This is a genomic window from Streptomyces sp. NPDC047515, assembly GCF_040643055.1.
Classification (GTDB): Bacteria; Actinomycetota; Actinomycetes; order Streptomycetales; family Streptomycetaceae; genus Streptomyces.
In genome coordinates this window covers 81,700-108,578 of sequence record NZ_JBEYTM010000021.1, presented here as the reverse complement: position 1 = coordinate 108,578, position 26,879 = coordinate 81,700, and the positions used below count along the sequence as shown (strand labels likewise).

Here is a 26,879-nt window from a genome sequence, read left to right as displayed (position 1 = left end):
CCGTTCCCGCCGCACGATGGGGCCATGAGGACCTCCCCCGCCCTGCGTGCCGCCGCTCTCGCCGCCGCCGTCACCGTGCTCCTTCCCATCACCGCCTGCTCGGAGAGCGGCAGCAAGGACGGCCCGGACGGGCCCCGGAGCTCCCCGCTCGCGGCGAACGCCGCCGAGGCGAGCAGCTCCGGCGACCTCAGTTCCCAGAAGCTCACGTGGAAGCCGTGCCCGGCCCCGTCCCCGGCACAGGGCAGCGGAAAGGCGCCGACGCCGCTGCCCGGCGGGACCCCGTGGGAGTGCTCCTTCATGAGGGCGCCGCTCGATTACGCGAAGCCGCACGGCGAGACGTTCGAGCTGGCACTCATCCGGGCCAGGGCCAGGAACCTGGACAAGCGGATCGGCTCCCTCATCTTCAACTTCGGCGGCCCCGGCGCCTCCGGTGTGGCCACCTTGCCCGCCTTCGGCACCGACTACGAGAAGCTTCGCTCCCGCTACGACCTGGTCAGCTTCGACCCGCGCGGAGTCGGCCGCAGCGCGGGCGTGGAGTGCGAGACCGACCAGCAACTCGATGTCCGCTACGAGAGCGACGGCACTCCGGACACCGCCGCCGAGGTGAATACCTTCGTCAAGGACACCAAGATGTTCGCCTTGGCCTGCAAGAAGAACTCCGGCAAGGAACTCCCCTACGTCGGCACCACCAACGCCGCCCGCGACATGGACCTGATGCGTCAGGTGCTCGGCGACAAGAAGCTGTACTACTTCGGCATCTCCTACGGCACCGAACTGGGCGGCGTCTACGCCAACTTGTTCCCGAAGAACGTCGGCAGGTCGGTGCTGGACGGGGTGGTGGACCCGACCCTGGACGTCGAGCAGTCCTCACTCGGCCAGGCCAAGGGGTTCCAGCTCGCGCTGGACAACTTCACCAAGGACTGCGCGGCCCGTGGCGACGCCTGCAAGCTTCCGGGCGCCACCGGGAAGGAGGTCGAGCAGGGGATCTCCGGCCTCCTCGCCAGGCTGGAGAAGAAGCCGATCCCGGGGCTCGGGTCCCGGCAGCTTACGCAGACCCTGGCCACCACCGGCATCGCGGCCGCCCTCTACTCCAAGGAGACCTGGCCGCTGCTGGAACAGGGTGTGGACGAGGCCGACGGCGGGAACGGCGCGCTGCTCCTCGCCCTCGCCGACTCGCTGAACGGCCGTTCCGAAGACGGTCGCTACAACAACTTGGTGGCTGCCAACACCGCCATCAACTGCGCCGACTCCAAGCAGCGCTTCACCTCGGATCAGACCAAGGCGAAACTTCCGGAGTTCCGGTCCGCGTCGCCGCTCTTCGGTGACTATCTGGGCTGGGGCCTGATGACCTGCACCGGCTGGCCGGTGGCGGGCGCCTGGAAGACCCCGGACGTCAGCGCCCCCGGCGCGCCCCCCATCGTGGTCATCGGCAACACCGGCGACCCGGCGACCCCGTACGAGGGAGCGAAGGCGATGGCCGACGCGCTGGGCAAGGGTGTGGGGGTGGAGCTGACGTACGAGGGCCAGGGGCACGGCGCGTACAACAGCGGCAACGCCTGTGTGCAGAAGACCGTGAGCGCCTATCTGCTGGACGGCACGGTTCCGGCGGCCGGCACCGTCTGCAAGTGAACGACCGGTCCGAGACACCCCAGGCGTTCCGTGCCGGGAGGTCGTCTCGCACGGCGGACGGCGGTTCGCGACACGGCCCAGGGTTTTCGTTCGGAACACGCGAGCCCGGCATGATCCGAACGAGAGGCCCTAGCATGGGCGCACCTTCTGCACGTCGTCGTGAACACGCACATCGGGGAGGACGCAACACGTGGTCGGACACGCACGCGCCGGGGCTCTGGCCGGCGCCGCACTTCTGCTGACAGGCCTGCTCGCGGGCTGTGACAGTGGTACGGACGACAAACCGGCCGACCGGACGGACCCCGGTGCGGCGTCCTCGCCCGGCGGTACGCCCGCCACGCCGGACGGGCGGCCGGGCTCACCCCCGCTGCCTGCGGCCCTCACCTCCCAGCAGGTGGACTGGAACACCTGCGAGGCCCCCGCGGGCGGCAGCGCACCCGGCGACGACTGGCAGTGCGCCAAGGTCAAGGTGCCACTGGACTACGCGAAGCCGGACGGCGACACCATCGGGATCGCGGTGATCCGCAAGAATGCCCAGGGCGAGGCCCGGCGCCTCGGCGCGATGCTGTTCAACTTCGGCGGCCCCGGCGGTTCCGGAGTCTCCATGCTGCCGCGGCTCGCCGACTCGTACCGCAAGCTCAACACCCGCTACGACCTGGTGAGTTTCGATCCGCGCGGGGTCGCGGCCAGCGCGGGAGTGAACTGCCGTACCGACAAGGAGACGGAGGACGCCAACCGGAAGGTCGACATGACCCCGGACACTCCGGCGGAGGAGGCGGCGTTCATGAAGGACGGCGCGGCCTTCGGCGCCGGCTGCGAGCGTCGCTCCGGCAAGGTTCTGCCGTACGTCGGCACGACCAACGCGGCCCGGGACATGGATCTGATCCGTCAGGTGCTGGACGAGAAGAAGCTCAACTACTTCGGCATCTCCTACGGCACGGAGCTCGGCGGCACGTACGCCCACCTCTTCCCCGAGCGCATCGGCCGGACCGTCCTGGACGCCGTCGTCGACCCGACCGCGGACGCGATCGGGCACGCCCGCAACCAGGCGACCGGTTTCCAGCGGGCGCTGGAGAACTACCTCAAGGACCGAGGCCAGGACCCGAAGGACGGAACGCGGCGCATCACCCGGCTGCTGGAACAGCTCGACAAGAAGCCGCTGCCGACGAGCTCGGGCCGTGAGCTCAACGAGTCGCTGGCCATCACCGGCATCGTCATGCCGCTCTATTCCAAGAGCAGCTGGCCGTATCTGACCCGGGCGCTGGACGAGGCCGAGAAGAGCGGCACCGGCACCATGCTGCTGCAGCTGGCCGACGCGTACAACGGTCGTGACGAGAAGGGGCACTACGACACCCAGAACCACTCGCAGCGCGCCATCTCCTGCGCGGACAGCAGGCTCCGGCCGACGGCGGCCGAGGCGCGCGCCCTGCTGCCCGAGTTCCGCAAACTGTCGCCGGTGTTCGGTCCCTTCCTGGCATGGGACACGGCCGGCTGGTGCGCGCAGTGGCCGGTGAAGGGCGAGCACGACCATCCGGAGGCGAGCGCCCCGGGCGCCGGTCCGATCCTGGTCGTCGGTACGACCGGCGACCCGGCGACGCCCTATGAGGGCGCGCGGAGGATGGCGGACGAGCTGGGCAAGGGCGTCGGCGTCATGCTCACCAACAAGGGCGAGGGGCACGGCTCGTACGGCGAGAGCGCGTGCGTAACGGCGACCGTGGACGCGTACTTCCTGGACGGGAAGGTTCCGGCGGACGGCAAGACCTGCTCGTGACGCGGAGTGTGGGTACGTCGAAGGGGCCGGTCCGCAGCGCGCGGACCGGCCCCTTCGGCAGGTGGGTGCCAGTGCGGCAATCGTTCAGTACACCGGCTTCTCGGGCTCGATCTGGTTGACCCAGCCGATCACGCCGCCGCCCACGTGCACCGCGTCGGCGAAACCCGCCGACTTGAGGACCGCGAGGACCTCGGCGCTGCGGACACCGGTCTTGCAGTGCAGGACGATGCGCTTGTCCTGCGGGAGGTCCTGGAGGGCGTTGCCCATCAGGAACTCGTTCTTCGGGATCAGCCTGGCACCGGGGATCGAGACGATCTCGAACTCGTTCGGCTCACGGACGTCGATGATCTCGATCTTCTCGTCCGCGTCGATCCACTCCTTGAGCTGCTTGGGAGTGATCGTGGAGCCGAGCGCCGCCTCCTGAGCCTCCTCGGACACGACGCCGCAGAAGGCCTCGTAGTCGATGAGCTCGGTGACGGTCGGGTTCTCGCCGCAGACCGCGCAGTCGGGGTCCTTGCGGACCTTGACCTGGCGGTACTGCATCTCCAGGGCGTCGTAGATCATCAGTCGGCCGACCAGCGGGTCGCCGATGCCGGCGAGCAGCTTGATGGCCTCGGTGACCTGGATGGAGCCGACCGAGGCGCAGAGCACCCCGAGCACGCCGCCCTCGGCGCAGGAGGGGACCATGCCCGGCGGGGGCGGCTCCGGGTAGAGGCAGCGGTAGCACGGGCCGTGCTCGGACCAGAAGACGGACGCCTGGCCGTCGAACCGGTAGATCGAGCCCCAGATGTACGGCTTGTTCAGCAGTACCGCCGCGTCGTTGACCAGATAGCGGGTGGCGAAGTTGTCCGTGCCGTCCACGATCAGGTCGTACTGCGCGAAGATGTCCATCACGTTGTCGGCTTCGAGCCGCTCCTCGTGCAGGACCACGTTCACGTACGGGTTGATGCCCAGCACCGAGTCCTTGGCGGATTCGGCCTTGGAGCGGCCGATGTCGGCCTGGCTGTGGATGATCTGGCGCTGCAGGTTCGACTCGTCGACCTCGTCGAACTCCACGATGCCGAGCGTTCCGACACCGGCGGCGGCCAGGTACATCAGGGCCGGCGAACCGAGACCGCCGGCGCCGACACAGAGCACCTTCGCGTTCTTCAGCCGCTTCTGCCCGTCCATCCCGACATCCGGGATGATCAGGTGGCGGGAGTACCTGCGGACCTCGTCGACGGTGAGCTCGGCAGCTGGCTCGACCAGGGGTGGCAGCGACACAGGAACCTCAACAATGCAGGTGGTCGGTTTCTACGTACTTCATCTACGTACGGTTGTGCTTCCGGTAACACTGCCACGCCCCTTCTCATTCCGAGATACCAGGTCCGATCCGCGAGACGATTTCGTCCCAGTAGCTGGGCAGCGCCGCGAATGGGTCCGTTTGTCCGTGTCGATCGTCCCGGTCCGTGAAGAAGATGGTGCCCGCGCCCTGCCAGCGGGCGATGCGCATGGCCTCTTCGAGGTGGGTGCGCGGAACCCCGTGGACGAAGTGTGCGAACCGCTCCGGCGGGTAGGCGGCGGTCCACTCCGCCACCTGCGACCAACGGTAGTCGGTCCAGGGGCCGGAGAACGTGACCAGTTGGTCGGCGGCCTCGGCGTAGCCCGGGTGGGGGTGGGTGCCCAGCCCCAGCACCAGCGGACCGGTCCCCTCGCCGCGGTCGCCGTGTTCGAGGAGCGTGGCGAGCGTGCTGGTGAGACGGCGGACCGCCGGGAGTCCGGCACGCCCGGCCGGGCACCGGCCGAGATAGAAGCCGTCGACGCGGTACCAGTCGAGGAAGGACTGCGCGTCGGCGATCAGCTCCCCGAACGAGCGGCTGCCGAAGGCCAGATCGAGATGGCCGAGCAGCCGCCCGCCCGCCGCGCGCACGGAGTCCTGCGGGGCGTCGCCGTGCACCGCCCGCTCTCGTGCGTTGCGGAGCCGGCCCGCGGCCTCCAGACAGTGCGGGTCGGGGCGGGCGCCGGGGCCGGAGTCGATGTTGAGGACCGCCCAGTGCAGCGGGGTGCCGGGGCGCACCAGCTCGGCCCACTCGGTCGGGGCGAGCAGCGGGTGCGCGTATCCGGGGACGCCGAAGCCGAGCTGTTCGGCGCCGCTGGTCCGACGGACGGTGCCGGTGGGGGTCAGATACGGCACGCCGCCTCCATCCAGATGTCGGCGAGGGACTCCTCCAGATTGATCCGGGGGCGCCAGCCGAGCCGGTCCCTGGCGGTGCGGACATCGGCCTGCTGCCAGGCTCCGCAGCCGTCGGGGTAGGGGGACGGGGTCGCCGAGAGGTGCTCGATGACCGACTCGGTCGAGGTGCGCGGGGCGCCGATGGGCAGCCGGGGCGGGGGCGAGTCGAGCTCGTGGAGCGCGCCCGCGTATCCGGCGACCCTGGCGAGGACGGCGGCCGCGTCCCGGAGCCGCACGGCACGGCCGGTGCCGATGTTGACGACGCCCTGCGCTGCGGAGAGCGAAGCGGCGTGCACGGCGCGCGCGACATCGCGTACGTCGACGAAGTCGCGCTGCACGCCGAGGCCACTGAGCTTCAGCTCGCCGTCGCCGGACTGCATGGCCCGGCGCATCGCCTCGGCGAGCCTGCCGAGCGGTGAACCGGCCGGGGTGCCGGGGCCGACCGGGGAGAAGACCCGCAGCACCACCGCGTCGAGGCCGGAGCCGAGGACGAGTTCGGTGGCGGCGAGCTTGCTGACGCCGTACGGGCCGCCGGGGCGCGGGATCGCGTCCTCCGCGGTCGACGAGCCGGGCTGCGAGGGCCCGTACTCAGAGGAACAGCCGACCTGCACGAGCCGGGCCGTACAGCCGCTGCGCCGCATCGCCTCGCAGACGGTGGCGACGGCGACGGTGTTGTGGCGGGTCAGATCACGGGCCCCGCCCCGGGTGGCACCCGCGCAGTTGACGACGACTCCGGGGTGGACCGCGTCCAGGAAGCGGGTCAGCGCGCCGGGGCTGCCGCTGGCGAGGTCGAACCGTACGTCGGCGTCGTCGCCGCGGCCGAGCGCCGTGAGGTGCACGGCGGGATCAGCGAGCAGGCGGTCGGCCACGAAACGGCCGAGGAATCCGTTGGCTCCGAGCAGCAGCACCCTCATCGTGCGCCCCCTTCGTGCCGACGGCTGGCTGCCGGTGCGGGGGATTGGGGGGTCATGTCCGGTGTCTCCTTGAGGAAGTGAGGTGCGGTACGGGAAAAGGACCCGCGGCGTCGGCTCCGCGGGGCGTGCGAGTGGTGCGGTTCTGGTCGCGCGGTTACTCGGTGGTGCGGGTTTCGTCGCCGAAGTGAGCTGTGGTGTGGGCGGACGCCCGGGAGAGGGCGACGGTGGCGGTGATCAGCAGCCCGAGCGCGGCCGTGCCACAGGCGACGGCGGATACGGCTCCGGTGCCCGCCGCCGCGACGAGTACGTCGACGGGGCGGGCGAGGAAGGGCAGACCGGGCAGCCGCCCGGCCAGGACCAGGGCAGGGGCCAGGGCCTCCGCGGCACAGGCGGCGGCGAGTCCGGCGGCTGCGGGCCCGGGGAAGCCGTGGACGCTCAGCAGTCGGGCCGGCAGGAGCAGCGCCCCGAGCGCGGCCGCCCCGACGAAGGAGCCGCCGCCCCCGTATCCCAGGTCGGCGAGGTACAACAACCCGGCGAGGGCGCCCAGGTAGAGCACGACGGCCCTGAACAACAGGGGGCGCACGCCTGCGGCGAACTCCTCCAGCGCACGGCTGCCGATGAGTTTGCGGTGTGCGTGGACGGAGAAGAGGTGCGCGCACCAGGCGGCCGGGGCGACGGAGAGGGCCAGCCCCAGCAGCGGTGCGGGGGTGATCGTCCAGGGGCCTTCGGGGCCGCCGCTCAGGACTTGGTCGAGCAGTGCGTCACCGTAGAGGACGTAGCCGAGGAGCCAGCAGCTGTAGACATGGGTGGCGCCCGAGGAGCCGCTCCCGGCGTGCAGGGGGCCGCTGCGCAGGCTGAGGGCGAGGCCGATGAGTGCGACAAGCGCTCCGACGAGGGTGATCACGAGCCGCCCCTGGCTGCCAAGAGCGCCCTCCGTGAGCCTCAACGCTCCAGCGGTCGCGAGGCAGGCGGCGCCCGGCACCAGCGCGCGGAGCGTCCAGGCGGCGCGTGTTTCGGTGTCACGCTCCGGCGCGCGGAGTCCTGTTGCGGGCTCCTCCATGACGGCGGGTACCCGGGCGAAGAGTTCCTCGGCGAGCGAGAAGACATCGCGGTGCCGGTAGCGGGCGGCGGCCCGGTCGGTGACACCGTGGGCTTCGAGCCCGGCGGCGATCTCCAATGGATCGACGGCCCGCTCGCACAGTGCACGATGGCGGTGCATCAGCGTTTTCACGGGGTCGGCGGGACCGCGGCGCGAAGCACCGAGCCTGCGCGCCGGAGCGGCGCGCGCGATCTCGGGGGCGCGGGGGCCGACTGCCTGCTCTCCGGAGCGCTGTCCGCCGGGGCGCTGCCCGCCAGAGGCCTCCTCTCCGGACGTCTCCTCTCCGGCGGCCCATTGTCCGGCACCCGGCCCCCCGGCGGGCTGTGCTGCGGCGGCGTCCTCCGCGACGGCTCGCTCCGTACCGGCGGCTCGCTCCGCATCGCCGTCACCCTCGACGGCTCGCCCCGTGCCGACGTCATCCCCGGCGGCTTCCTCCGCGACGACGGCCCCTTCGGAGGCGAGGGACCCGGAGGCCAGGGCCCGGGAGCGGGGGTCCCGGCTTCCGCCCGCCGCCGGTGCGGCGGGTGCGTCGGACACCCCGGTCGGGCGGCCCATGGTGATTCCTCCGTGATCGTCGCCGACTGCGTCGGACCGTCCGGGGTCGCCGCCGCGGCCCGGACCTCCCCTCCCCTGTTCCCGTTCACGCATCGCCGCCACCCGCTCCCCGCGCCCCCGCGCAGACGGCCCCGGGCTCGGCGGCCCAGCTGGGCGCGCGATCGGCCGCGGCTGCCGGGGCGGGGGCAAAGGCCGTCCACGGGCCCTGGACCTGTGCCTCCGGCGGGGTGGCGAACGGGCGCGGTTCTCCGTCGGCGTCCACCGCGTCGGCCTCCCTGTGCACCGGGGCGCGTGAGATCAGCTCCAGGTAGATGCCACGGAATGCCGCGAGGTTCTGCTCGACGGTGAAGAGCTCGATCGCACGGGCGCGCGCCGCCGCTCCGAGCCGCGCGCGGCGCTCGGGGTCGCGCAGCAGCGCGAGACAGGCGTCCGCGAGCGCCTTGGGATTGCGCGGGGGCACCACCAGCCCGGTACCACCGATGACTTCGACCACCGCGCCGACGTCCGTCGACACCGTGGCCCGCCCGCAGAACATCGCTTCGACCAGACCGGTGGGAAAGCCTTCGACCACACTGGACAGAACGACGACTCCACCCGCCGCGTAGGCCTCCGGCAGATCCCGCACCTCGGCTCCGCCGATGTCCTCGAAGGAGACCGGGTTGTCGCCGACGGCGTGCGCGTCCGTTGCCTCGTCGGGGAACAGCTGGGCGGCAAGCGCCCGGCAGTGCGCGAGATAACCGGTGCCCTCCGGGCCCTGCGCCGCCGACCCGATGATCCGCAGCCGGACGTCCGGTTCGGCCTTCCGCACGTCCGCGAAGGCGTGCAGCAGCGCGACCAGGTCCTTGGCGGGCTCGATCCGGCCGACCCACACCAGTGTGTCGTCGGGACCGCTGTCGCCGCTCTCCCCCAGCGCCGTGAACCGGCCGGACTCCATCCCGGCGTGAACGGTGCGCAGCTTCTCGCGTTCGGCGCCGCACCGTTCCTGCCAACGGCGGGCGTGGGTGCTGCCCGGGGTGACGATCGCGGCCTGCCGGTACACCTCGCCGGCGAGCCGCCCGTGCAGGCCGGCGAGCAGGGCGCGTACCGGCGCGCTCACGGAGGAGCCGGTGGCGGCGAGGTAGTGCTCCCGCAGCCGCACGCCGTGCTCGGTGACCAGCAGCGGAACCCCGAAGAAGCGTTTGGCCAGCAGTCCTGGCAGGGCCGCGGCCCCGCCCGACGTGGCGTGGCAGAGGTCGACCGCCCCGAGGCTCTCCTCGTCGTACCAGTCGAGGGAGAGCGGGCGCAGCACGCGGTCCAGCTCCCGGGCGAAGGCGAGGAGGTCGGGGACGGCGGCGGCCTGGACGGTGCGTCCGGTGCCCGGAGCGCGGCAGGCGGATTCGAGCACGCGCAGGGCGGTCTCGGAGCGGAGTGCTGCGGGCAGCCCCCCGCGTTCGCGGGCCAGTTCGGCGAGTCCGTACAGGCCTTCGGTGAATCGCGTGTCAGCGACGCCGGCGACCTCGCGCCCCTCGTCACCGCGTTCACCGGAACCCGCTGCCCCGCCCGCACCCCCAGCTTCGTAGCCACCCGGCGCACCAGGCGCACCCGCGCCGCAGACAGCGGTCGCGAGAGCCGTGAAGTGCGCCGTGAACCGCTGCCGTTCGCGCCGCCCGTACGAGCGACCGCCCCCGCCCGTCACCATCCGGGCGAGCAGCCCCTTGGGGGCGCGGGTGCCCAGGGTGTCCTCGTCGACCGTCCACAGCGGCGCCGTCCGCACCCGGCTGACCTGCGTCGGGAGCGGGACCCAGCCCTGTGCCTCCTGTTCGGCGGAGTGGCTGAGCGCGAAGAGATCGAACTCGTGCTGCGCGAGTCCGCGCACCAGACGGTCGCACCAGAGTCTGGACTCACCGATCGCATACGGATAACCACCGTCGGTGAGAAGTCCGATCCGCACGAGCACACCCCCGATCTCCCTTGTGGGCGGCCGCCGTCGGGACGGCGACTCACAGCGGGACGACCGTAAGCGGATACGCCGGTGGCGCGACGGACGGTTGTCCGTCGCGCCACCGAAAGGGGTGAACCGTCGTAACTTTCCCGCCCCGGCAGCGTTCAGTCGCGCTATGGGAGCAGTCGATCACTCGGAGTCAGGCAGTGGCCAGCTCCTTGCGGGCTGCGCGACGGACCGCGGCGAGCGCCGGGTCGAGCGCGGGAACGGCGGCCAGGAGCTGCTTGGTGTACGGGTCCCGGGGGTTCTCGTACACCCGGTCCACCTCGCCCTCCTCGACGATCCGGCCCCGCCGCACGACGGCGACCCGGTCGCTGACCTGCCGTACGACGGCGAGGTCGTGCGCGATGAAGACCAGCGCCAGACCCAGCTCCCGCTGCAACTGCGCCAGCAGGGCGGTCACCTGGGCCTGGGTCGTGACGTCGAGTGCGGAGACGGCCTCGTCACAGACGATCAGTTCCGGCTCGGCGGCCAGCGCCCGCGCGATCCCCACACGCTGGCGCTGGCCGCCGCTGAACTCGTGCGGATAGCGGTCGTACTGCGCGGGGTCGAGCCCGACCCGCTTCAGCAGATCCCGCACCCGCGCCCGGATCACGGCCTCGTCGCGCTCCCCGGCCGCCCGCAGCGGATCGGCGACGGATTCACCGATCGAGCGGCGCGGGTTGAGCGAGGAGACGGGATCCTGGAAGACCATCTGCACCCGGGCCCGGCGGTTGAGGAGCCCCGAGGTGGGTTCCAGCAGTCCGACGAGCATTCGCCCGAGGGTGGTCTTCCCGCTGCCGCTCTCGCCGACGATGCCGAGGGTCTCACCGCGGCGGACGGTGAGCGAGACACCGTCGACGGCGGCGAGGGCGGACGCGCCCCTGCCGAACACCTGCCGGACGTCGACGGCTTCGACGAGCGCCTCGCCGTCCACGGCTGCCGGGCCGTCCTCGGTGGCCTCCGGACGGTCCTGGCCCCTCGGCACCGCTGCTCTCGGCTCCGCCACTCTCGGCACCGCCGCCAGCAGCGCCCGCGTGTACGGTTCGCGCGGCGCCACGAGCACCTCGCCCACCGGCCCCCGTTCCACCGCCCGCCCCGACTGCATGACCAGCACCTCGTCGACCGATTCGGCCGCCACGCCCACGTCGTGCGTGACCAGCAGCAGCCCCATGCCCGTCTCGTGCCGCAACTGGTGCAGCAAGTCCAGGATCTGGGCCTGGACGGTGACGTCCAGGGCGGTTGTCGGCTCGTCGGCGATCAACAGCTGGGGCTCGCAGGACAGGGCCATGGCGATCAGCGCCCGCTGCCGCATCCCACCGGAGAACTCGTGCGGCCGGGAGCGGGAGCGCCGTACCGCGTCGGGAATCCCGACCCGGTCCAGCACCTCGACGGCCCGAGCCCGCGCCACCCGCCGGGAGACCCGGTTGTGCACCCGGTAGACCTGAGCGATCTGGTCGCCCACCGCGTAGTACGGGTCCAGCGAGGACAGCGGGTCCTGGAAGACCATCGCGGCCTTCGCGCCCCGCAGGGCCCGCAGTTCCGCGTCGTCCGCCGCGCTCACCTCCACCCCGGCGACCCGGATCGAGCCGCCGACCCTGGCGCCGGTCCCCCGGTGCAGTCCGAGCAGGGCGTACGCCGAGGCGCTCTTGCCGGAGCCGGACTCACCGACGACGCCGAGCGCGCCACCGGCCTCCAGCGAGAACGACAGTTCCTCCACCGCCCGCACATCGCCGAACGAGATCGAGAGATCGGAGACTTCGACCAGGCTCATGCCAGCACCACCCTTCGGTCGGCCATCGCCTGCAGAATGTCCGCGACGGCATTGGCGAGGACGACGAAGAATCCGGTGACCAGCACCAGACCGACGACCACCGGAAGGTCCACGTGCTTCACGGCGTCGACGAGTTCGCGGCCGACCCCCGGAATCCCGAAGAGCGATTCGGTGAGTACGGCGCCGCCGAACATCGAGCCGATGTCCAGTGCGCCGAGCGCGATCACCGGCGCCAGCGCACCGCGCAGCGCGTGCCGCCCCACGAGCGCCCGTTCGCCGACCCCGTACGCCCTGAAGGTGCGCACGTGGTCCTCGGCCAGGGTCTCCAGCATCGAGGCGCGGGTCATCCGGGCGTACGGGGCCGCGGAGACCAGTGCCAGCGAGATCCAGGGCAGCAGCAGGTTCCAGGCCCACTGCTCCGGGTTCTCGGTGAGCGGCACGTAGTCGGGGAACGGCAGGATCTGGAGCGCCGTGACCAGGATGATGATCAGCAGCAGCCCGATGACGAAGACCGGCGTCGCCATGCCGGCCAGGGTGATCCCCGTGAGGATGCGCTCGGTCGGCCGGCCACGCCGCCACACCGAGAGCAGCCCGGTCCCGACGCCGAGCAGCATCCACAGCACGAACGCCCCGAGGGCGAGCGACGCGGTGGCCGGGAACTTGGCCAGGATCAGCTCGGTGACCTGCTGGTCGCTCTGGTACGAGAGTCCGAGGCAGGGGGCCTGGCAGTGCAACACCCCGGTTCCGGTCGAGTAGTCGCGCCCGGCGAAGAGACCCTGGAGGAAGTGCGCGTACTGCACGTACAACGGGTCGCCCAGGTTCAGCTGTTCGCTGACCTGCGCCACCTGCGCGGGCGAGCAGCGCGGACCGCAGGCGATCTGCGCGACGTTGCCGGGGGCGACGTAGAAGGCCGCGTAGACGACGACGCTGAGCGCGAGCAGTACCAAGAGCGCCCCGCCGAGGCGCCTGAGCAGGAACCACCTCATGCGTCGGCCTCCTTCTTCCGTCCGGTGCCGATCCGCAGCCGGGACTCGGCGCGCGGGTCGAGTGCGGTGCGTACGCCCTCGCCGAGGACGGTCAGCGCCAGCACGGTGACGAACAGCAGCAGGGCGGGGATCAGCAGATAGGTGGGCGCGGCCTGGTACCAGGTGTCCGCGTCGCTGAGCAGCTGTCCCCAGGACGGTGTGGGCGGCTTGATGCCGACACCGAGGAAGGAAAGGGCCGCTTCGACGACGATGTTGCCGGGGACGAGCAGTACGGCGTATGTGATGACGGGCGCGGCCAGCGCGGGCAGCAGTTCGCGCCGGGCGATCTGCCAGGAGCTCCAGCCGCCGAGCCGGGCGGCGGAGACGTGGTCGAGCGATTTCAGCGCGAGCGTCCGGGCCCGCACGATCTTGGAGGTGCCGGACCAGCCGACCAGGCCGATGATCACGGCGATCAGGACCGGGCGGGGGAAGCCGGTGGGTACGACGGCGAGCGCGCCCAGCGCGATGACCATGACGGGCAGTGCGACCACGACGTCGGTGACCCGGCTGAGCGCCTGGTCGACGAAGCGGTTGCCGAGCCCGGCCGCGAGGCCGATGCCGACCCCGATGACCACCTGGAGCAGGGTCGCGGCCAGCGCGACGCCGAGCGAGACCCGTGCCCCGTAGACGACACGGGCGAACAGGTCGCGTCCGGTGAGCGGTTCGACGCCGAGCCAGTGCCCGGCGCTGATCCCGCCGAAGGAGCCGAGCGGTACCCCGCCGGTGGCGGAGTCGACGAGATCCGGGTGGTACGTGGTGGGGTCCTGGCCCTCGATGGCCGCGAGCAGCGGTGCGGCGAGTGCGATCAGGACCAGCAGGGCGACGACGACGGCCGCCACGAGGGCCGCGCGCCGGGCGCGCAGCCGTCGCCAGAACGGATGGGCCCCGGAGGCGGGGACCTCGGCGGCCCCCGCCTCCTCGGCCAGTAGTGCTTCGGCCATGGTCACTTGACCGCGACCTGCGAGATGTCGAGCACACCGGTCCAGTCGCTGATGACGACGTTCTTGACGGACTCGCCGTACAGGCGCTTGTAGACCGGGTGGAACAGCGGCACGGTGAGCGCCTGCTCACCGACCTTCTCGTCGAGCGCGCCCCAGTGCTTCGCGGCGGCGCCCAGGTCGACCAGCTTGTTGATCTCGTCGATCTCCTTGTTGACCGCGGGGTCGTTCAGCTGGGCGGAGTTGAAGTTGTAGCCGGACTTGACGATCTGACGTCCGTCGAAGACCGGTGCGAAGAACGGACCGCCGGACGGCCAGTCGGCGCCCCAGCCGCCGAGGAAGAAGCCGGGCTCGCTCTTCATGTTGTAGACCGTGTCGGAGTAGTCGTTGCTCTCCAGGCCCCGGAGCTCGACCGTGATGCCCGCCCTCTTCAGCGCCTCCTGGAGCGCGGTGGCGATCTCCGGACCGGTGGCGAAGTCCTTCTCGTTGGAGTGCGTGAGGGTGACGGTCAGCCCGCCCGGGTAGCCGGCCTCCTTGAGCAGTTCCTTCGCCTTGGCCGCGTTGCCGGACCTCCCTGCCGGGAAGTGGTCGTAGGGGGTGTGGCCGAATGCCTTCTGGTCGGGCAGGAAGGTGGTGGCGGGCTCGGCGAGCGAGGAGCCGCCGGCCGCGTTGACCACGGAGGAGCGGTCGACGGCGTACGAGATCGCCTGACGCACCTTCGGATTGTCGAAGGGCTTCCTCTTCGGGTTGAAGGCGATGTAGTCGGTGTAGCCGAAGTGGCCGGTGCCGACACGGGCGGCGAGCTTCTTGTCGCCGGTGACCTTGGCGAGCTCGGACGGGCCGAGGTTGGTGTCGGTGGTGACGGCGGCGGCGTCTGCTCCCCGCGACGCGGACAGACGCTGGTTGATGACGGCGGAGTCCAGCCCGGAGCGTACGTCGATCCGGTCGGGGTAGGCCTTGCGCTCCTCGTCGGTCGCCGCCGACCAGTGCGGGTTGCGCTCCAGGACGAGGCGCTCTCCGTCACCCTCGTTCCTGACGACCTTGTACGGCCCCGAGGAGATCGGGTGCTCCTCGTACTTGGTCCCCGTGTCCTTGGCCTTCGGCACCGGCGTCGTCTGGGTCTGTGTGGCCAGGAAGGGGAATTCGCCCTCCGGCTTGTTGAGGTGGAAGACGATCGTCTTCGCATCGGGCGTCTCGATCGAGTCGAGGCCCTTCTTGTCCTTGTACGGGCCCTGGTAGTCGGCCCCGCCGATCAGCCAGTCCCTCAGGTAGGGCGCGCCGCCGGAGAGTTCGGCGGCGAAGGAGCGCTCGATGCCGTACTTGATGTCGGCGCTCGTGATCGCGGTGCCGTCCTCGTACTTCAGACCGTCCTTGAGGGTGTACGTCCACACGGTGGCGTTCTTGCTGGACGTGCCCAGGTCGGTGGCCAGGTCGGGGACGACCTTCGCGCCGGCCGCACCGTCCTCCCGGTTGCGGGTGGTGAGCGTACGGAAGACGAGGGACGGGACGTTGCCGCCACCGGAGGTGTAGAGCCGAGCGGGGTCGAAGTCGGACTGCGGTTTGCTGTTGAGGACGGTGAGTGTGCCGCCCTTGTGGGGCGTGTCCGCCGCGCCGGTGTTGCCGTCGCTGTCCTTGCTGTCCTGGGGCCCGCAGGCCGCGGCACCCGCGGCCACGACGAGTACTGCGGCGGCCGCTGCCACGCGGCGCGATATGACGGACGGTTGACGCATCGGAAGGTGACCTCTCGGAGTACTGCCTGAAGAAATGAACGAGGGAATTTCCGTGCAGGCAGCAACGAGAGCGAATGCACACAGCCGGTCGGCCCATGGGACGAGATGACCGGAACTCACTGACACTGTCGCGCCTGCGGACGGAGTACACCCGGCGCGCGGCAGTCAGAAATGGCCGTCCGGGACCGGTTCAGGTCTCGGACGGGGGGCGACGCGCACTCGGGCAGGCGTCAGCAACAGTGAATGTCGGCGACGCTGTGCCCGGTCACGCCGATGAGCGCCAGCTCTATGGCGGCGCGCTCAAGGGTGACGGGGCTGCGTGACATGTCGAGAAATATGGATCAGCGCCCAGGGGATGTCAACGCAGAATGAGACATCCATCTCAATATATGGACGAGCTCCAGGCGTGGTGGCTCAGGTCCCGCGGAAGGCGGTGGGGGCCGGCCCGATCGAGGGGCGGCCCGGAACACCCCGAGCCCCGCCCCTTGCGATTCAACTGCTGGGGTACACCCAGGGGTTGGGCCGGCATTTGATCCCGCCGATGTTCAGGGACTTGGTCTGCTGCTGCATCACCGGAGCGAGCGCTCCCGGCGTGCGACAACTCACATGGTCGTGACCCAGCCGGTGACCGACCTCATGGTTGATCAGCATCTGGCGGTAGGCGAAGAGTTTGTCCGGACCGAACGTCGACGACCCCTGCGCCCAGCGGTAGGCGTTGATCATCACGCGTTCGGTCGCGGCGGAGTCGCACGAGACGTTGTCCTGCGTCGTGTCCAGCCCCGACTTGCCGCACCAGTCCCCGGTGGTCCCGGGACTGGCCAGGGTGATCACGAAATCGGGGTCGCCGGAGGAGATCCGCTCGAACGTCATGGCGCCGTCGTGCGCCCAGCTGCGGTCGTCGTTGAGCGTCTCCTGGACGGCTCGGGCGAAGAGCGCCGCGTCGAGCCCGAGACCCTTCTCGACATCGATGCGGTAGCGGTACTTGTGCCCCCGGCCCGGGGCCTTCGCCGAGCCCAGAACCGCCTCGAACTTCCCCGACCCGTGAAGCTTCGGCGCGAGCGGATAGGCCTTGGCCATCTTCTCCGCGTACGAAAGAGGCTTGACCTGCGCCGCCTTCGGGGTCGGCCGGTCGTCCGAGCGGGAGGCACCCTCGGTGCCGTCCCGGTCGACGCCCGCGGACCGCGCGGTGCTGCTGCCTCCGTCGTCGTGGGCGACCTGTGCGGCCACGACGACCGCGAGCACGGTGGTCACCGCGGCGGCCGCTATGCCGGTGAACGTGCGCCCCCTGGCGCCCTTGGCGGGCGTCGGCGCGCCGGCGTCACCACCCGACGGCTGTTCGTCGCGCTCGCCGACCGGGCTTTTCGGATCGGCCGACGGGGCGGAAGGTCTCCGGGGTGCGGGCGGCGCGGGTGGTGCGTCGAAGGCCTCGACGAACTCGCGCCGCGGCCCCGGTACCAGCGGCCGGGCCCCGGCCTGCTGTGCGCGCCGGGGCACCGTCTGCCGCGGACCGGTCCCCCAGCCGCCGCCGGGTTCACGCTGTTCGGGGTGGCCGCCGCGGACATGGCCGGCCTGCTGGAACGGGGCGTGCCCGTCCGTACCGGCGGGCGCATCGGCCGACTTCCGGCGCCGCCCGCTCCCGGGCCCCGGGCGGGTACCTTCTCGGCCGGCGTCCGCGTTCGCGAGGGCCTCGGTATCGGACCCCGTGGTTGCGGGGCCTTTTCGGCTATGTCGTCCCACGCCCCGGATCAGCTCCCGCCGCATTCGTCGAGCAGATCCCGGAACGCCTGGGCGACCGCCTCCGGGTACTCCATCATCGCCACGTGCCCCGCGTCGGGCAGTGTCAGCAGTCGCGAATCGCGGAAGGCCGCGGACGCCCTGCGTGCCATCCGGTACGAGACGAGCTGGTCCCGTCCGCCGTACACGAGTTGGGTCGGTGCGAGCACCCGCTCGGCCTGGCGCCACAGTCCGTGCTGCCCGCCCAGCGTGTACGCGTCGACGATGCCACGCGCCGAGCGCGCCATCGCGTCCCAGAAGTACGGCAGTTCCAGCCGATGCTCCATTTCGGCCACCGCCGCACGGAAGCCCGACTCAGAGACGCGCGCCGGATCGCCGTAACAGAGTGCCATGACACCCCGCGTGCGCTCTTCGGCGGTCCAGTCCCTGGTCATGCGGGCGAACAGCTTGGCGACGCCCGGAACGGCCAGCAGTCCGGTCGGCGCGGCGGTGCGCTGCACCCGGATCTCGGGCAGCGCGGGCGAGATGAGGGTGAGGGTGCGCACCAGGTCGGGACGGACCGCGGCGACCCGGGTGGCCACGGCACCGCCGAGCGAATTGCCGAACAGATGGACCGGTCCGCGCTCCGCCGCGTCGAGGAAGCGGATCACGGCGCGGGCATGTCCGGTGACCGAGTAGTTGCCGTCGTCCGGCGGCGGCGAGTCCCCGAAACCGGGCAGGTCGACCGCCTCCCCGTCCACCAGCTCCTGGAGCAGCGGCATCAGCGCCGACCAGTTCTGGGAGGAGCCGCCGAGCCCGTGCACATAGAGCGCGGGCGGCAGCCCGGTCCGCTCCGGCGGCCGGGTCCGGACGGTCAGCGTCAGTCCGGGCAGCGCGACGGAGCGCAACTCCTCGCCCTCCGCGACCCTGACGGTGCTCACCGTGGGGGCCACCGCGGCGGCGGCGCGGACGCCCGGCAGCTCGGTCGAAGACATGCGGCAATGTTACGAGACGATCACACCACGATTCATGTGTTCGCGGTCACAGATCGCATAGCGGCTCGCGGGGGTAGCTCCTAGGCTCTTAGCAAGGAAGGGAGTCACCATGACGGTCGACCCCAGCGACCCGGAAACCTTCGAGGACATCCAGCCGGACGAGCCGGACCAGGAGACGCCCCGGGCGGACGCCGCCGAGCAGCGGGCCGATCTCCAGCAGCGGCGCGACGAACCGCTCACGGACATCGACCGGGACAGCGCCAATGAGGCGGATGCGGCGGAACAAGCTCGTGTGGTCGCACAGGACGAAGACGATTATCGCTGATTCGCCCCGCTTTGCCCCAGCGGTCGACGAATCTGTGGCTACCGCAGCCGTCCGGTCCATGAAATTCTGCGTCCGCGCCGCGCGCACCCGGGTTACCCAAAAGTACGATGGCGGTACGGCGCAGCGTGCACGGAAAGGCTGTGTCCGATCACATATTTGGGAGGCGGCGTGACAGCCATCGAGCAGACCGAGGCGGCGCGCCCGCGAGGCACTCGACTGCCTCGCCGCGCCCGACGCAACCAGCTGCTGGGCGCCGCGCAGGAAGTATTCGTGGCGCAGGGTTACCACTCCGCGGCCATGGACGACATCGCGGAACGGGCCGGGGTCAGCAAGCCGGTGCTCTATCAGCACTTCCCGGGCAAGCTGGAGCTCTATCTGGCGCTGCTCGACCAGCACTGCGAGTCACTGCTCCAGGCGGTCCGTACGGCGCTGGCGTCGACGACCGACAACAAGCTGCGCGTCGCCGCGACGATGGACGCGTACTTCGCGTACGTGGAGGACGAGGGCGGCGCGTTCCGGCTGGTATTCGAGTCGGACCTGACCAACGAGCCCGCGGTCCGCGAGCGCGTCGACCGGGTCTCGTTGCAGTGCGCGGAGGCGATCTCCGACGTCATCGCCGGGGACACGGGACTGTCCAAGGACGAGTCCATGCTGCTCGCGGTCGGTCTGGGCGGCGTCTCCCAGGTGGTCGCCCGCTACTGGCTCTCCAGCCAGTCCGCCATCCCGCGCGACACCGCGGTTCAGCTGCTCACCTCGCTGGCCTGGCGCGGCATCGCGGGCTTCCCGCTGCACGGCATCGAGCAGCACTGACGGCGGCGGCCGGGTCGGCCGGGCGCCCGTGTTCGCTGCGGGCGTGGCCCACCGGCCCCTGACGGCTCCCCTCAGCGGGCTAATGTGTGCTGCGTACGGCGCGGTTCACACCGCGCAGGGACTGACCGTCGGAGGGACATAGCCGTGGAGGTCAAGATCGGGGTGCAGCACACGCCCCGGGAGATCGTTCTGGAGAGCGGGCTTTCCGCCGAAGAGGTCGAGAGCACGGTCGCCGAGGCTCTCACCGGTAAGGCGCAGCTGCTCAGCCTCACGGACGAGAAGGGCCGCAAGGTCCTGGTGCCGGCCGACCGGATCGCGTACGTGGAGATCGGCGAGCCCAGCACGCGCCGCGTGGGGTTCGGCGCGCTGTAGGGCGGCACGCTCGACGCGGTGGTCGTGACAGCGGCCCGGCGGGGGATCCCCCGCCGGGCCGCTTTGCGTTCGGCCCGCGGCTCCGTCCGTGCCTCACCGATCGCGTTTCCGCCCGTCGGGGCGATTCCGGTGCGAACCCCGTGCGAGGAGGGTTGCGTTCCGCCCCCCTCGGGTAGTACCGCTAACGACCGATTTAGAGGAGCTCACACAAGGGGAGCGTGCGTGCCGGGCGTCGCGAGCCGGGCGCCCATTGTGTGAGCTCCTCTTACCCGCCCCGCAACACGCGAGGTGATCATCTGTGATTCTGGAACCTCTCGGCTCCGTCGTGCTCGGACTCGCCCTGGCCTGGGCAGGGCTCCATTCGCTGCCCGACCGGCTCCCGTCCCGCCGTGCCGTCTTCACCACCGGCGCTCTGGGAGCCCTGTTCGGCGCGTTTCTCATGCACTCGGTGCTCGGACCGGGCCACTCGGTGGCCACGCTGGTCGGCGCGGCGCTGGTCGGGGCCGTGACGCTCTCGCTGCTGGTCCGCCCCCGAAGTCACCGCCTGAGCCGATCAGCGGCGGCCTGAGAGCGTCCGGCACCCGTGCGACGGACGCCGGACGACCCGGGTGGAGGTGCTAGGCGGCCAGTCCCAGCGCCGCCATCCGCTTGGTGTGCGCCTCGGTGATCCGCGAGAACATCCGCCCGACCTCCGCCAGGTCGAACCCGTCCGCCACGCCGCCCACGAGCATCGTCGACAGCGCGTCGCGGTCGGCCACCACGCGCTGCGCCTGCGAGAGCGCCTCGCCCATCAGCCGGCGCGCCCAGAGCGCGAGCCGGCCGCCGACACGCGGGTCGGCCTCGATCGCGGCGCGCACCTTCTCCACGGCGAAGTTGCCGTGTCCCGTGTCGTCGAGCACGGCGAGGACGAGGGAGCGGGTGTCCGAGTCGAGCCGGGCGGCGACCTCACGGTAGAAGTCACTGGCGATCGAGTCGCCGACGTACGCCTTGACCAGGCCCTCCAGCCAGTCGGACGGAGCGGTCTGGCGGTGGAAGTCGTCGAGCGCCTTGGCGAAGGGCTCCATCGCGCCGGTCGGCTCCACCTCGATCGCGGTCAGCCGGTCCGTCAGCCGCTCGAAGTGATGGAATTCGGCGGAGGCCATCTTTGCCAGCTCCGCCTTGTCGGCCAGCGTCGGCGCGAGTTTGGCGTCCTCGGCGAGCCGCTCGAAGGCCGCCAGCTCCCCGTACGCGAGTGCTCCCAGCAGGTCCACGACCGCTGCGCGGTACTGCGGCTCCACGGACGCGGTGGCCCAGTCCTGGGCGGCGATACCTGTGTGCTCGCTCTCTGCCACGGCGCAACCTTTCCTATATGTCAGCGGAGCATCACATGCGGCTGATACTTTCCTGCCACGCATGATGCGTCGGGCAGGGCTTGTCCGTCATGAGACTGCTTCGCAGTCGAGTGAGAAGCCCCTCGGGGAGGAGTCACGAAGCGCAGAATAGCCCGCGCCGCGCTTGGCATCAGGAAAGCCCCGTCCAGCACTGCTGCGCGGGGTCCTTTGCGATGCACCCAACACGGATGCGCGAATCCGGGGTACAGTGGTATTGCGTCTACTGAGTACTTTGGATGTACCGGTGATGCGAAATTGAATGAGGATGCCCGGTCGGTGGCCCGATCGGCTCCGACCCGACAGCCCTCCGCGCGGGGCGTACGCCACGTACGACCGCACATGAGGGGCCCCCTCAGCGGCACGAGCGCTCGAGCGACGGCAGTGGTCCCGCGCCACCCGGCCCATCCACGGCCGGATGACCAACCCCGGCACGGTACGACCCCCAGCGTTCGCCTCGGACCGCGTCTCACAGAAGAGGCAGCACCCTGACTACGTTCCGAGAACTCGGGATTCTTCCCGAGACGGCCGAGGCCCTTGAGGCCGTCGGCATCGTGTCCCCGTTCCCCATCCAGGAGATGACGCTCCCCGTCGCGCTCTCCGGTTCCGATGTCATCGGACAGGCCAAGACCGGCACCGGCAAGACCCTCGGTTTCGGTCTTCCGTTGCTGGAGCGCGTCACCGTCCTCGCGGACGTCGAGGCGGGCCGGGCCCGGCCCGAGCAGCTGACCGAGGCGCCGCAGGCGCTGGTCGTCGTCCCCACCCGCGAGCTCTGCCAGCAGGTCACCAACGACCTGCTGACCGCCGGCAAGGTGCGTAACGTCCGCGTTCTCGCCATCTACGGCGGCCGCGCGTACGAGCCGCAGGTGGAAGCCCTGAAGAAGGGCGTCGACGTGATCGTCGGCACCCCGGGCCGACTGCTGGACCTGGCCGGACAGCGCAAGCTCGACCTCTCGCACGTCCGCGCGCTCGTGCTCGACGAGGCCGACGAGATGCTCGACCTCGGCTTCCTGCCCGACGTCGAGAAGATCATCACCATGCTTCCGGCGAAGCGCCAGACGATGCTCTTCTCGGCGACCATGCCCGGCGCCGTCATCGGTCTCGCACGCCGCTACATGTCGCAGCCGACGCACATCCGCGCCACCTCGCCCGATGGCGAGGGCGCGACCGTCGCGAACATCTCGCAGCATGTCTTCCGGGCCCACTCGATGGACAAGCCGGAGATGGTCTCCCGCATCCTGCAGGCCAACGGCCGCGGACTCGCGATGATCTTCTGCCGTACGAAGCGCACGGCTGCCGATATCGCCGAGCAGCTGGAGAAGCGCGGATTCGCGTCCGGCGCCGTCCACGGCGACCTCGGACAGGGCGCGCGCGAGCAGGCGCTGCGCGCGTTCCGCAACGGCAAGGTGGACGTGCTCGTCTGCACCGACGTGGCGGCCCGCGGTATCGATGTCGAGGGTGTGACCCACGTCATCAACTACCAGTCGCCGGAAGACGAGAAGACGTACCTCCACCGCATCGGCCGGACCGGTCGTGCCGGCGCCAAGGGCATCGCGATCACGCTGGTCGACTGGGACGACATCCCGCGCTGGCAGCTGATCAACAAGGCGCTGGACCTGAACTTCAACGATCCGGTCGAGACGTACTCCACCTCGCCGCACCTCTTCGAGGAGCTCGACATCCCGGCCGGCACCAAGGGTGTCCTGCCGCGTGCCGAGCGGACCCGTGCGGGTCTGCGTGCCGAGGAGATCGAGGACCTCGGCGAGACGGGCGGCCGCGGCCGCAAGTCCGCCGCGGCCCCCGCCGCCCCCGCCGCCCCCGCCGCCCCCGCCGCCCGCGAGGAGCGTGCGCCGCGCACGCCGCGCCAGCGTCGGCGTACGCGGGGTGGTTCGGCCGTCCCCGCCGCCGGGGAGACCGCCGGCACCGCGGCCGTGGTACCGGCCCCGTCCGCCGAGGTGACCGACGCCCCGTCCGAGCCGCGTACGCCGCGCCGCCGGCGCCGTACCCGCGTCGGAGCCCCGGACGTCGCGGCCGAGGTCGCGGTGAGCACGGTCGAGGCTCCGGCCGCCGAGGCCGGTGACGAGGCCAAGCCGCGCCGTCGCCGCACCCGGGCCGCCATCGTGAAGCCGGTGGCGGAGGAGGTCGACTTCCAGATCGCGCCCATCGCCGAGCCGATGCCCGCGAAGACGGTGACCAAGCCGCGCCGCCGCACCCGTGTGGTCAAGCCGGCCGAGGACGAGGTCGACTTCCAGATCGCGCCCATCGCCGAGCCGATGCCCGCGAAGACGGAGAGCAAGCCGCGCCGCCGCACCCGTGCGGCAGCCAAGCCGAAGACGGAGGTCGTGGCGGAGGCCCCGGCCGCCGAGGGTGAGGCGAAGCCGCGCAGGCGCCGGGCGCCGCGTGCGGCCGCCGCCACGACCGAGGGCTGAGCGCGCCGCATCGCCTCATCCGGGGCTCGCCCCCGGACCCCGCTCCTCCGCCGACCGGAGGGGCCTGATTTCGCCGGACGGGCTTGAGGATTTCCTCAAGCCCGTCCGGCGTTCCAGCACATGGCCTCTGCCGTCCGGCACGCAGGACACGGCCTCCGTCCGTCCGCCGTTCGAGGACCCGGGGTGCGGCCGTCCGGCGTTCGAGGACCGGCTCTTCTGCCCGTCCGGCGCTGCAGGACATAACCTCGTCCCATGAGTCGGCCGCACACCTTCACCCCGCCCCCCTGCGCCCACGCCCACCAGCTCCGCACCGCGCGCGGGGACTTCGCCGTGCTGGACGCCCCGGCGCGCACCGCGCCGCGCGGCACGGCCCTCCTGCTGCCCGGATACACGGGCAGCAAGGAGGACTTCATCGCACTGCTCGAACCGCTCTCCGCCGCCGGGTACCGGATCGTCTCCGTGGACGGCCGCGGGCAGTACGAATCCGAGGGGACGGACCGTCAGGACCAGTACGCACAGGCCGAGTTGGCCCGTGACGTGCTCGCGCAGGCCGCCGCGCTCGACGCCGCCGGCGAGGGCACCGTACATCTGGTCGGGCATTCGCTCGGCGGGCAGATCGCGCGCGCCGCCGTGCTGCTCGACGCCTCGCCGTTCCGCTCGCTGACGCTCATGTCGTCCGGCCCTGCCCAGGTCGCCGAGGCCCAGCAGCTCAAGGTGAAGATGCTGAGCGACGCACTCGCGACGCTGAGCATGGCCGAGGTGTGGGAGGCGATGCGCGCCCTCGACCCGCCCGAGGACGCGACGACCGACGGCGAGGCGCTGCGCCGGCGCTGGCTGCGCCACCGGCCCGCCCAGCTGATCGCCACCGGCCGTCAGCTGGCGAGCGAACCGGACCGGGTGGCCGAACTCGCCGCCCTGGCGCTGCCGGTCCATGTGCTCTCCGGCGAGCGCGACGACACCTGGCCGGTACCGCTCCTCGACGAGATGGCCCGGCGGCTGGGTGCGCACCGCACCCGGATCGCGGGCGCCGAGCACTCCCCCAACACGGACCGCCCCGAACAGACGGCGGCCGCACTCGTCTCCTTCTGGGAAAGCCTGTAGGCGCCACCGCCAAAACCCGGCGAGGCCCGTGGGCGGCGACGTCACCAGGAACTCAGTACTGGGCCTGCAGGTGCTGCCAGAAACCGTCACGCAGCGCCCGGCGCAGATGCGCATGGCCGCGCAGCGAATGCTGAAGCAGCCGTTCGGCCTCGACCAGCAGGTCCTGGTCGACCGAGCCCGGCAGATACGGGTGGCCGGGCAGCAGATCGGCGAGGGATTCGCGGCCCCGGGCGGCCAGCCAGGCCGCGGCGATCTGCGCCCCGACGAACCGGACGTCTTCGCGCGAGGGCGCGGGGGTGTCGTCCTCGTAGGTGGTGACGGGGCGTCTGGTGACGTACGGGCGGCAGAAGTCCAGGTCGAAGGTGCGCTGGCTGTCGACCTCCCAGAGCAGCGGTTCGGCCTGGTTGCGCCCCTCCCCCGCCTCGATGCCCCACAGGTGCACACGGGCCCCGTATCCCTGCGCCGCCTCGACCGCGGACACCAGGTCCTCGTCGCCGCCGACGAGTGCCGCGTCGCTGATGGCGCGGTGCCGGGCGAGCGATTCGAGGTCGGTGCGGATGAGTGAGTCGACGCCCTTCTGCTGGTTGTTGGCGTTGAGGTTGCCGAGTCTGACCTTGACGTCGGGGAGTTCGGCGATGGACTGCTGCTCGATGGTGTGAATGCGCCGCCTGGCTCCGTCGTACCAGTACACGCGCAGCAGCCTGCTGTCTGCGAAGATCGTGCGGGCCTTGTCGATGAAGGCCTCGATCAGCCCTTCCGCGTCGAGGTCGAAGGAGCGGCGGTCCTCGGTGCCGGTGACGAGCAGTCCGGCCGCGGCGTACACATAGCCCGCGTCCACGAAGATGGCGTGGGTCGAGGGGGTCTTCGACACTTCGGCGAGCACGCGCTGGAGCAGCTCGTTGGTGCGGTCCAGGCGCTCGCCGATCTCTGCCTCGTTCATACGGGCCTCGTCGTGGACCTTGTCGCCGGCGCGTGCTGGGTGGCCTGCTGATACTTAGACATCCAAAAAATTTCCTTAGCGTAGGGAATGTTTGCCGGAGGCAAGTCGTTGTACCCCTCGTGGAGCGCAGGACATCGCTGTCGGGCGCTCTCATCCTTGCGGACGGGTCATCCGTCCTCCCAGTAGTTCTCCAGCAGGAGGATCAGACGAAGGGAAGCCGTATGCGCTTCGAGATCATGCGACTCGACGATGTCGACGGTACCGCCGTGGACAGCACCGTCGTGGACGCCGCCTCCGTCAACCGGATCGTGCAGCAGGCCGCAGCCATGGGCCAGCGCATCTACATCCGCCCGGCCGAATCCTCGGCTTCGTAACGCATCACGACGTACAAAGACGAAGCGCCCCCGTACGGACGGTCCGTACGGGGGCGCTGTGGTGTCCGCGGGCGCCGTCAGGCGTTCTGGACGACCTGGGTGACCCCGTTGATGATCTGCTGCACGGCGATGGCGGAGAGCATCATTCCGGCGAGCCTGGTCACCAGCACGACGCCGCCGTCCTTGATGACCCGGATGATCAGCAGCGAGTAACGCATGGTCAGCCAGAGCACGATGTGCATGGCGATGATCGCCGACCAGACCGAGATCTGGCTCCCCACGCTGTCGGCGTGCTGTACCGCCAGGATCACCGAGACGATCGCACCGGGTCCGGCGAGCAGCGGCATGCCCAGCGGCACGAGCGCCACGTTGACATCCTTCGTCTGCGTCGGTTCGTCGGTCTTGCCGGTGAGCAGATCGAGCGCGATCAGCAGCAGGAGAAGCCCGCCCGCGATCATCAGGGCGGGCACGGAGACATGCAGATAGTCGAGGATCTGCTGGCCGAGCACCCCGAAGACGGCGATCACGCCGAAGGCGACGGCCACGGCCTGCAGCGCCATCCTGCGCTGCATCTTGGCGGGGCGGCCCGCGGTGAGGGCGAGGAAGATCGGGGTGATTCCAGGAGGATCCATAATCACAAAAAGCGTGAGAAAAAGGGATCCGAAGACAGCAACGTCGAACACAGTGAGCCTTGCAGGAGGAGAGCGAAAAACGGCCTGGAGGAGCGCACCCCGAAACCGGGACGGCGGCCCGGGGCCATGGGTGCGCGGTGGAACGCGGAAGGGGGGCGAGCGGCGGTACGCGTCGGGCCGCCGGGGCCGGGCGCGGGGCTTCGGCCCCGGCCGG

The 26,879-nt window shown here is 71.0% G+C and carries 24 protein-coding genes; 9 read left to right on the top strand and 15 right to left on the bottom strand.

What is annotated here, in order from left to right; translation table 11 throughout:
• Positions 1-24 precede the first annotated feature (24 nt).
• Together ABZ826_RS19460 and ABZ826_RS19455 are read left to right on the top strand one after the other, a co-directional pair.
• On the top strand, positions 25-1,629 hold the full coding sequence (locus ABZ826_RS19460) for an alpha/beta hydrolase (protein ID WP_361449339.1): 1,605 nt from the start codon (positions 25-27) through the stop codon (positions 1,627-1,629).
• Between the two features lie 190 nt (positions 1,630-1,819).
• On the top strand, positions 1,820-3,400 hold the full coding sequence (locus ABZ826_RS19455; RefSeq protein ID WP_361449336.1) for an alpha/beta hydrolase: 1,581 nt from the start codon (positions 1,820-1,822) through the stop codon (positions 3,398-3,400).
• Positions 3,401-3,484: 84 nt separating this feature from the next.
• On the opposite strand, the gene moeZ is transcribed toward ABZ826_RS19455, so the two are convergent.
• The 12 genes from moeZ to ABZ826_RS19395 all read right to left on the bottom strand — a co-directional run bounded on the left by moeZ (position 3,485) and on the right by ABZ826_RS19395 (position 18,315).
• A complete protein-coding gene (gene moeZ / locus ABZ826_RS19450) occupies positions 3,485-4,663 on the bottom strand; it encodes an adenylyltransferase/sulfurtransferase MoeZ (RefSeq protein ID WP_114246509.1) in 1,179 nt (392 codons plus the stop codon).
• A gap of 85 nt (positions 4,664-4,748) precedes the next feature.
• Complete coding sequence (locus ABZ826_RS19445; RefSeq protein WP_361449332.1) at positions 4,749-5,573, bottom strand: spherulation-specific family 4 protein; 825 nt, start codon at positions 5,571-5,573, stop codon at positions 4,749-4,751.
• Entirely contained in the window at positions 5,561-6,526 is a 966-nt protein-coding gene (locus ABZ826_RS19440; protein ID WP_361449329.1) for an NAD-dependent epimerase/dehydratase family protein, read from the bottom strand. Before ABZ826_RS19440 ends, ABZ826_RS19445 begins: the two co-directional genes overlap by 13 nt.
• A 154-nt stretch (positions 6,527-6,680) precedes the next feature.
• The gene (locus tag ABZ826_RS19435) at positions 6,681-8,180 is read right to left on the bottom strand and encodes a hypothetical protein (RefSeq protein ID WP_361449326.1); all 1,500 of its coding nucleotides are present in this window, start codon (positions 8,178-8,180) and stop codon (positions 6,681-6,683) included.
• A gap of 85 nt (positions 8,181-8,265) precedes the next feature.
• Positions 8,266-10,110 (bottom strand): DUF3492 domain-containing protein, encoded by a 1,845-nt coding sequence (locus tag ABZ826_RS19430; protein ID WP_361449375.1) that lies wholly within the window; start codon positions 10,108-10,110, stop codon positions 8,266-8,268.
• A gap of 190 nt (positions 10,111-10,300) precedes the next feature.
• A complete protein-coding gene (locus ABZ826_RS19425) occupies positions 10,301-11,914 on the bottom strand; it encodes an ABC transporter ATP-binding protein (RefSeq protein WP_361449323.1) in 1,614 nt (537 codons plus the stop codon).
• Positions 11,911-12,900 (bottom strand): ABC transporter permease, encoded by a 990-nt coding sequence (locus tag ABZ826_RS19420; protein ID WP_361449320.1) that lies wholly within the window; start codon positions 12,898-12,900, stop codon positions 11,911-11,913. The genes ABZ826_RS19425 and ABZ826_RS19420 overlap by 4 nt, the downstream gene beginning before the upstream one ends.
• Positions 12,897-13,880 carry an ABC transporter permease gene (locus ABZ826_RS19415; RefSeq protein WP_361449317.1) on the bottom strand — a complete coding sequence of 328 codons (984 nt, stop codon included), beginning with the start codon at positions 13,878-13,880 and terminating at the stop codon, positions 12,897-12,899. The genes ABZ826_RS19420 and ABZ826_RS19415 overlap by 4 nt, the downstream gene beginning before the upstream one ends.
• Before the next feature lie 2 nt (positions 13,881-13,882).
• Complete coding sequence (locus ABZ826_RS19410; RefSeq protein ID WP_361449314.1) at positions 13,883-15,607, bottom strand: ABC transporter substrate-binding protein; 1,725 nt, start codon at positions 15,605-15,607, stop codon at positions 13,883-13,885.
• Positions 15,608-15,837: 230 nt separating this feature from the next.
• Entirely contained in the window at positions 15,838-15,933 is a 96-nt protein-coding gene (locus ABZ826_RS19405) for an Ms4533A family Cys-rich leader peptide (RefSeq protein WP_361449311.1), read from the bottom strand.
• 166 nt (positions 15,934-16,099) lie between these two features.
• Complete coding sequence (locus ABZ826_RS19400; protein ID WP_361449308.1) at positions 16,100-17,368, bottom strand: DUF3152 domain-containing protein; 1,269 nt, start codon at positions 17,366-17,368, stop codon at positions 16,100-16,102.
• Complete coding sequence (locus ABZ826_RS19395; RefSeq protein ID WP_361449305.1) at positions 17,353-18,315, bottom strand: alpha/beta hydrolase; 963 nt, start codon at positions 18,313-18,315, stop codon at positions 17,353-17,355. The genes ABZ826_RS19400 and ABZ826_RS19395 overlap by 16 nt, the downstream gene beginning before the upstream one ends.
• Positions 18,316-18,424: 109 nt before the next feature.
• Between ABZ826_RS19395 and ABZ826_RS19390 the strand changes: the two genes are divergently transcribed.
• The 4 genes from ABZ826_RS19390 (at position 18,425) to ABZ826_RS19375 (ending at position 20,390) form a co-directional block, all read left to right on the top strand.
• Positions 18,425-18,640 (top strand): hypothetical protein, encoded by a 216-nt coding sequence (locus ABZ826_RS19390; protein ID WP_361449302.1) that lies wholly within the window; start codon positions 18,425-18,427, stop codon positions 18,638-18,640.
• A gap of 168 nt (positions 18,641-18,808) precedes the next feature.
• Positions 18,809-19,450: a TetR/AcrR family transcriptional regulator gene (locus ABZ826_RS19385; protein WP_351075513.1), complete on the top strand. Its 642-nt coding sequence runs from the start codon at positions 18,809-18,811 to the stop codon at positions 19,448-19,450.
• A 144-nt stretch (positions 19,451-19,594) separates the two neighbouring features.
• Positions 19,595-19,822: a DUF3107 domain-containing protein gene (locus ABZ826_RS19380; protein ID WP_218105578.1), complete on the top strand. Its 228-nt coding sequence runs from the start codon at positions 19,595-19,597 to the stop codon at positions 19,820-19,822.
• A 298-nt stretch (positions 19,823-20,120) separates the two neighbouring features.
• Positions 20,121-20,390 (top strand): hypothetical protein, encoded by a 270-nt coding sequence (locus tag ABZ826_RS19375; protein WP_361449298.1) that lies wholly within the window; start codon positions 20,121-20,123, stop codon positions 20,388-20,390.
• 49 nt (positions 20,391-20,439) lie between these two features.
• On the opposite strand, the gene ABZ826_RS19370 is transcribed toward ABZ826_RS19375, so the two are convergent.
• Positions 20,440-21,153, bottom strand: a complete 714-nt coding sequence (locus ABZ826_RS19370; protein ID WP_361449295.1) for a ferritin-like fold-containing protein — start codon at positions 21,151-21,153, stop codon at positions 20,440-20,442.
• A gap of 614 nt (positions 21,154-21,767) precedes the next feature.
• On the opposite strand from ABZ826_RS19370, the gene ABZ826_RS19365 reads away from it, so the two are divergent.
• Complete coding sequence (locus tag ABZ826_RS19365) at positions 21,768-23,618, top strand: DEAD/DEAH box helicase (RefSeq protein WP_361449372.1); 1,851 nt, start codon at positions 21,768-21,770, stop codon at positions 23,616-23,618.
• Between the two features lie 252 nt (positions 23,619-23,870).
• Positions 23,871-24,719 carry an alpha/beta hydrolase gene (locus ABZ826_RS19360; RefSeq protein WP_361449292.1) on the top strand — a complete coding sequence of 283 codons (849 nt, stop codon included), beginning with the start codon at positions 23,871-23,873 and terminating at the stop codon, positions 24,717-24,719.
• A gap of 52 nt (positions 24,720-24,771) precedes the next feature.
• Here ABZ826_RS19360 and ABZ826_RS19355 read toward each other — a convergent pair whose 3' ends face one another.
• Complete coding sequence (locus ABZ826_RS19355) at positions 24,772-25,659, bottom strand: NYN domain-containing protein (protein WP_361449289.1); 888 nt, start codon at positions 25,657-25,659, stop codon at positions 24,772-24,774.
• Between the two features lie 221 nt (positions 25,660-25,880).
• Between ABZ826_RS19355 and ABZ826_RS19350 the strand changes: the two genes are divergently transcribed.
• Positions 25,881-26,033: a hypothetical protein gene (locus ABZ826_RS19350; protein WP_015611185.1), complete on the top strand. Its 153-nt coding sequence runs from the start codon at positions 25,881-25,883 to the stop codon at positions 26,031-26,033.
• Positions 26,034-26,110: 77 nt separating this feature from the next.
• On the opposite strand, the gene ABZ826_RS19345 is transcribed toward ABZ826_RS19350, so the two are convergent.
• A complete protein-coding gene (locus ABZ826_RS19345; RefSeq protein ID WP_361449285.1) occupies positions 26,111-26,716 on the bottom strand; it encodes a MarC family protein in 606 nt (201 codons plus the stop codon).
• Between the last annotated feature and the right edge of the window lie 163 nt (positions 26,717-26,879).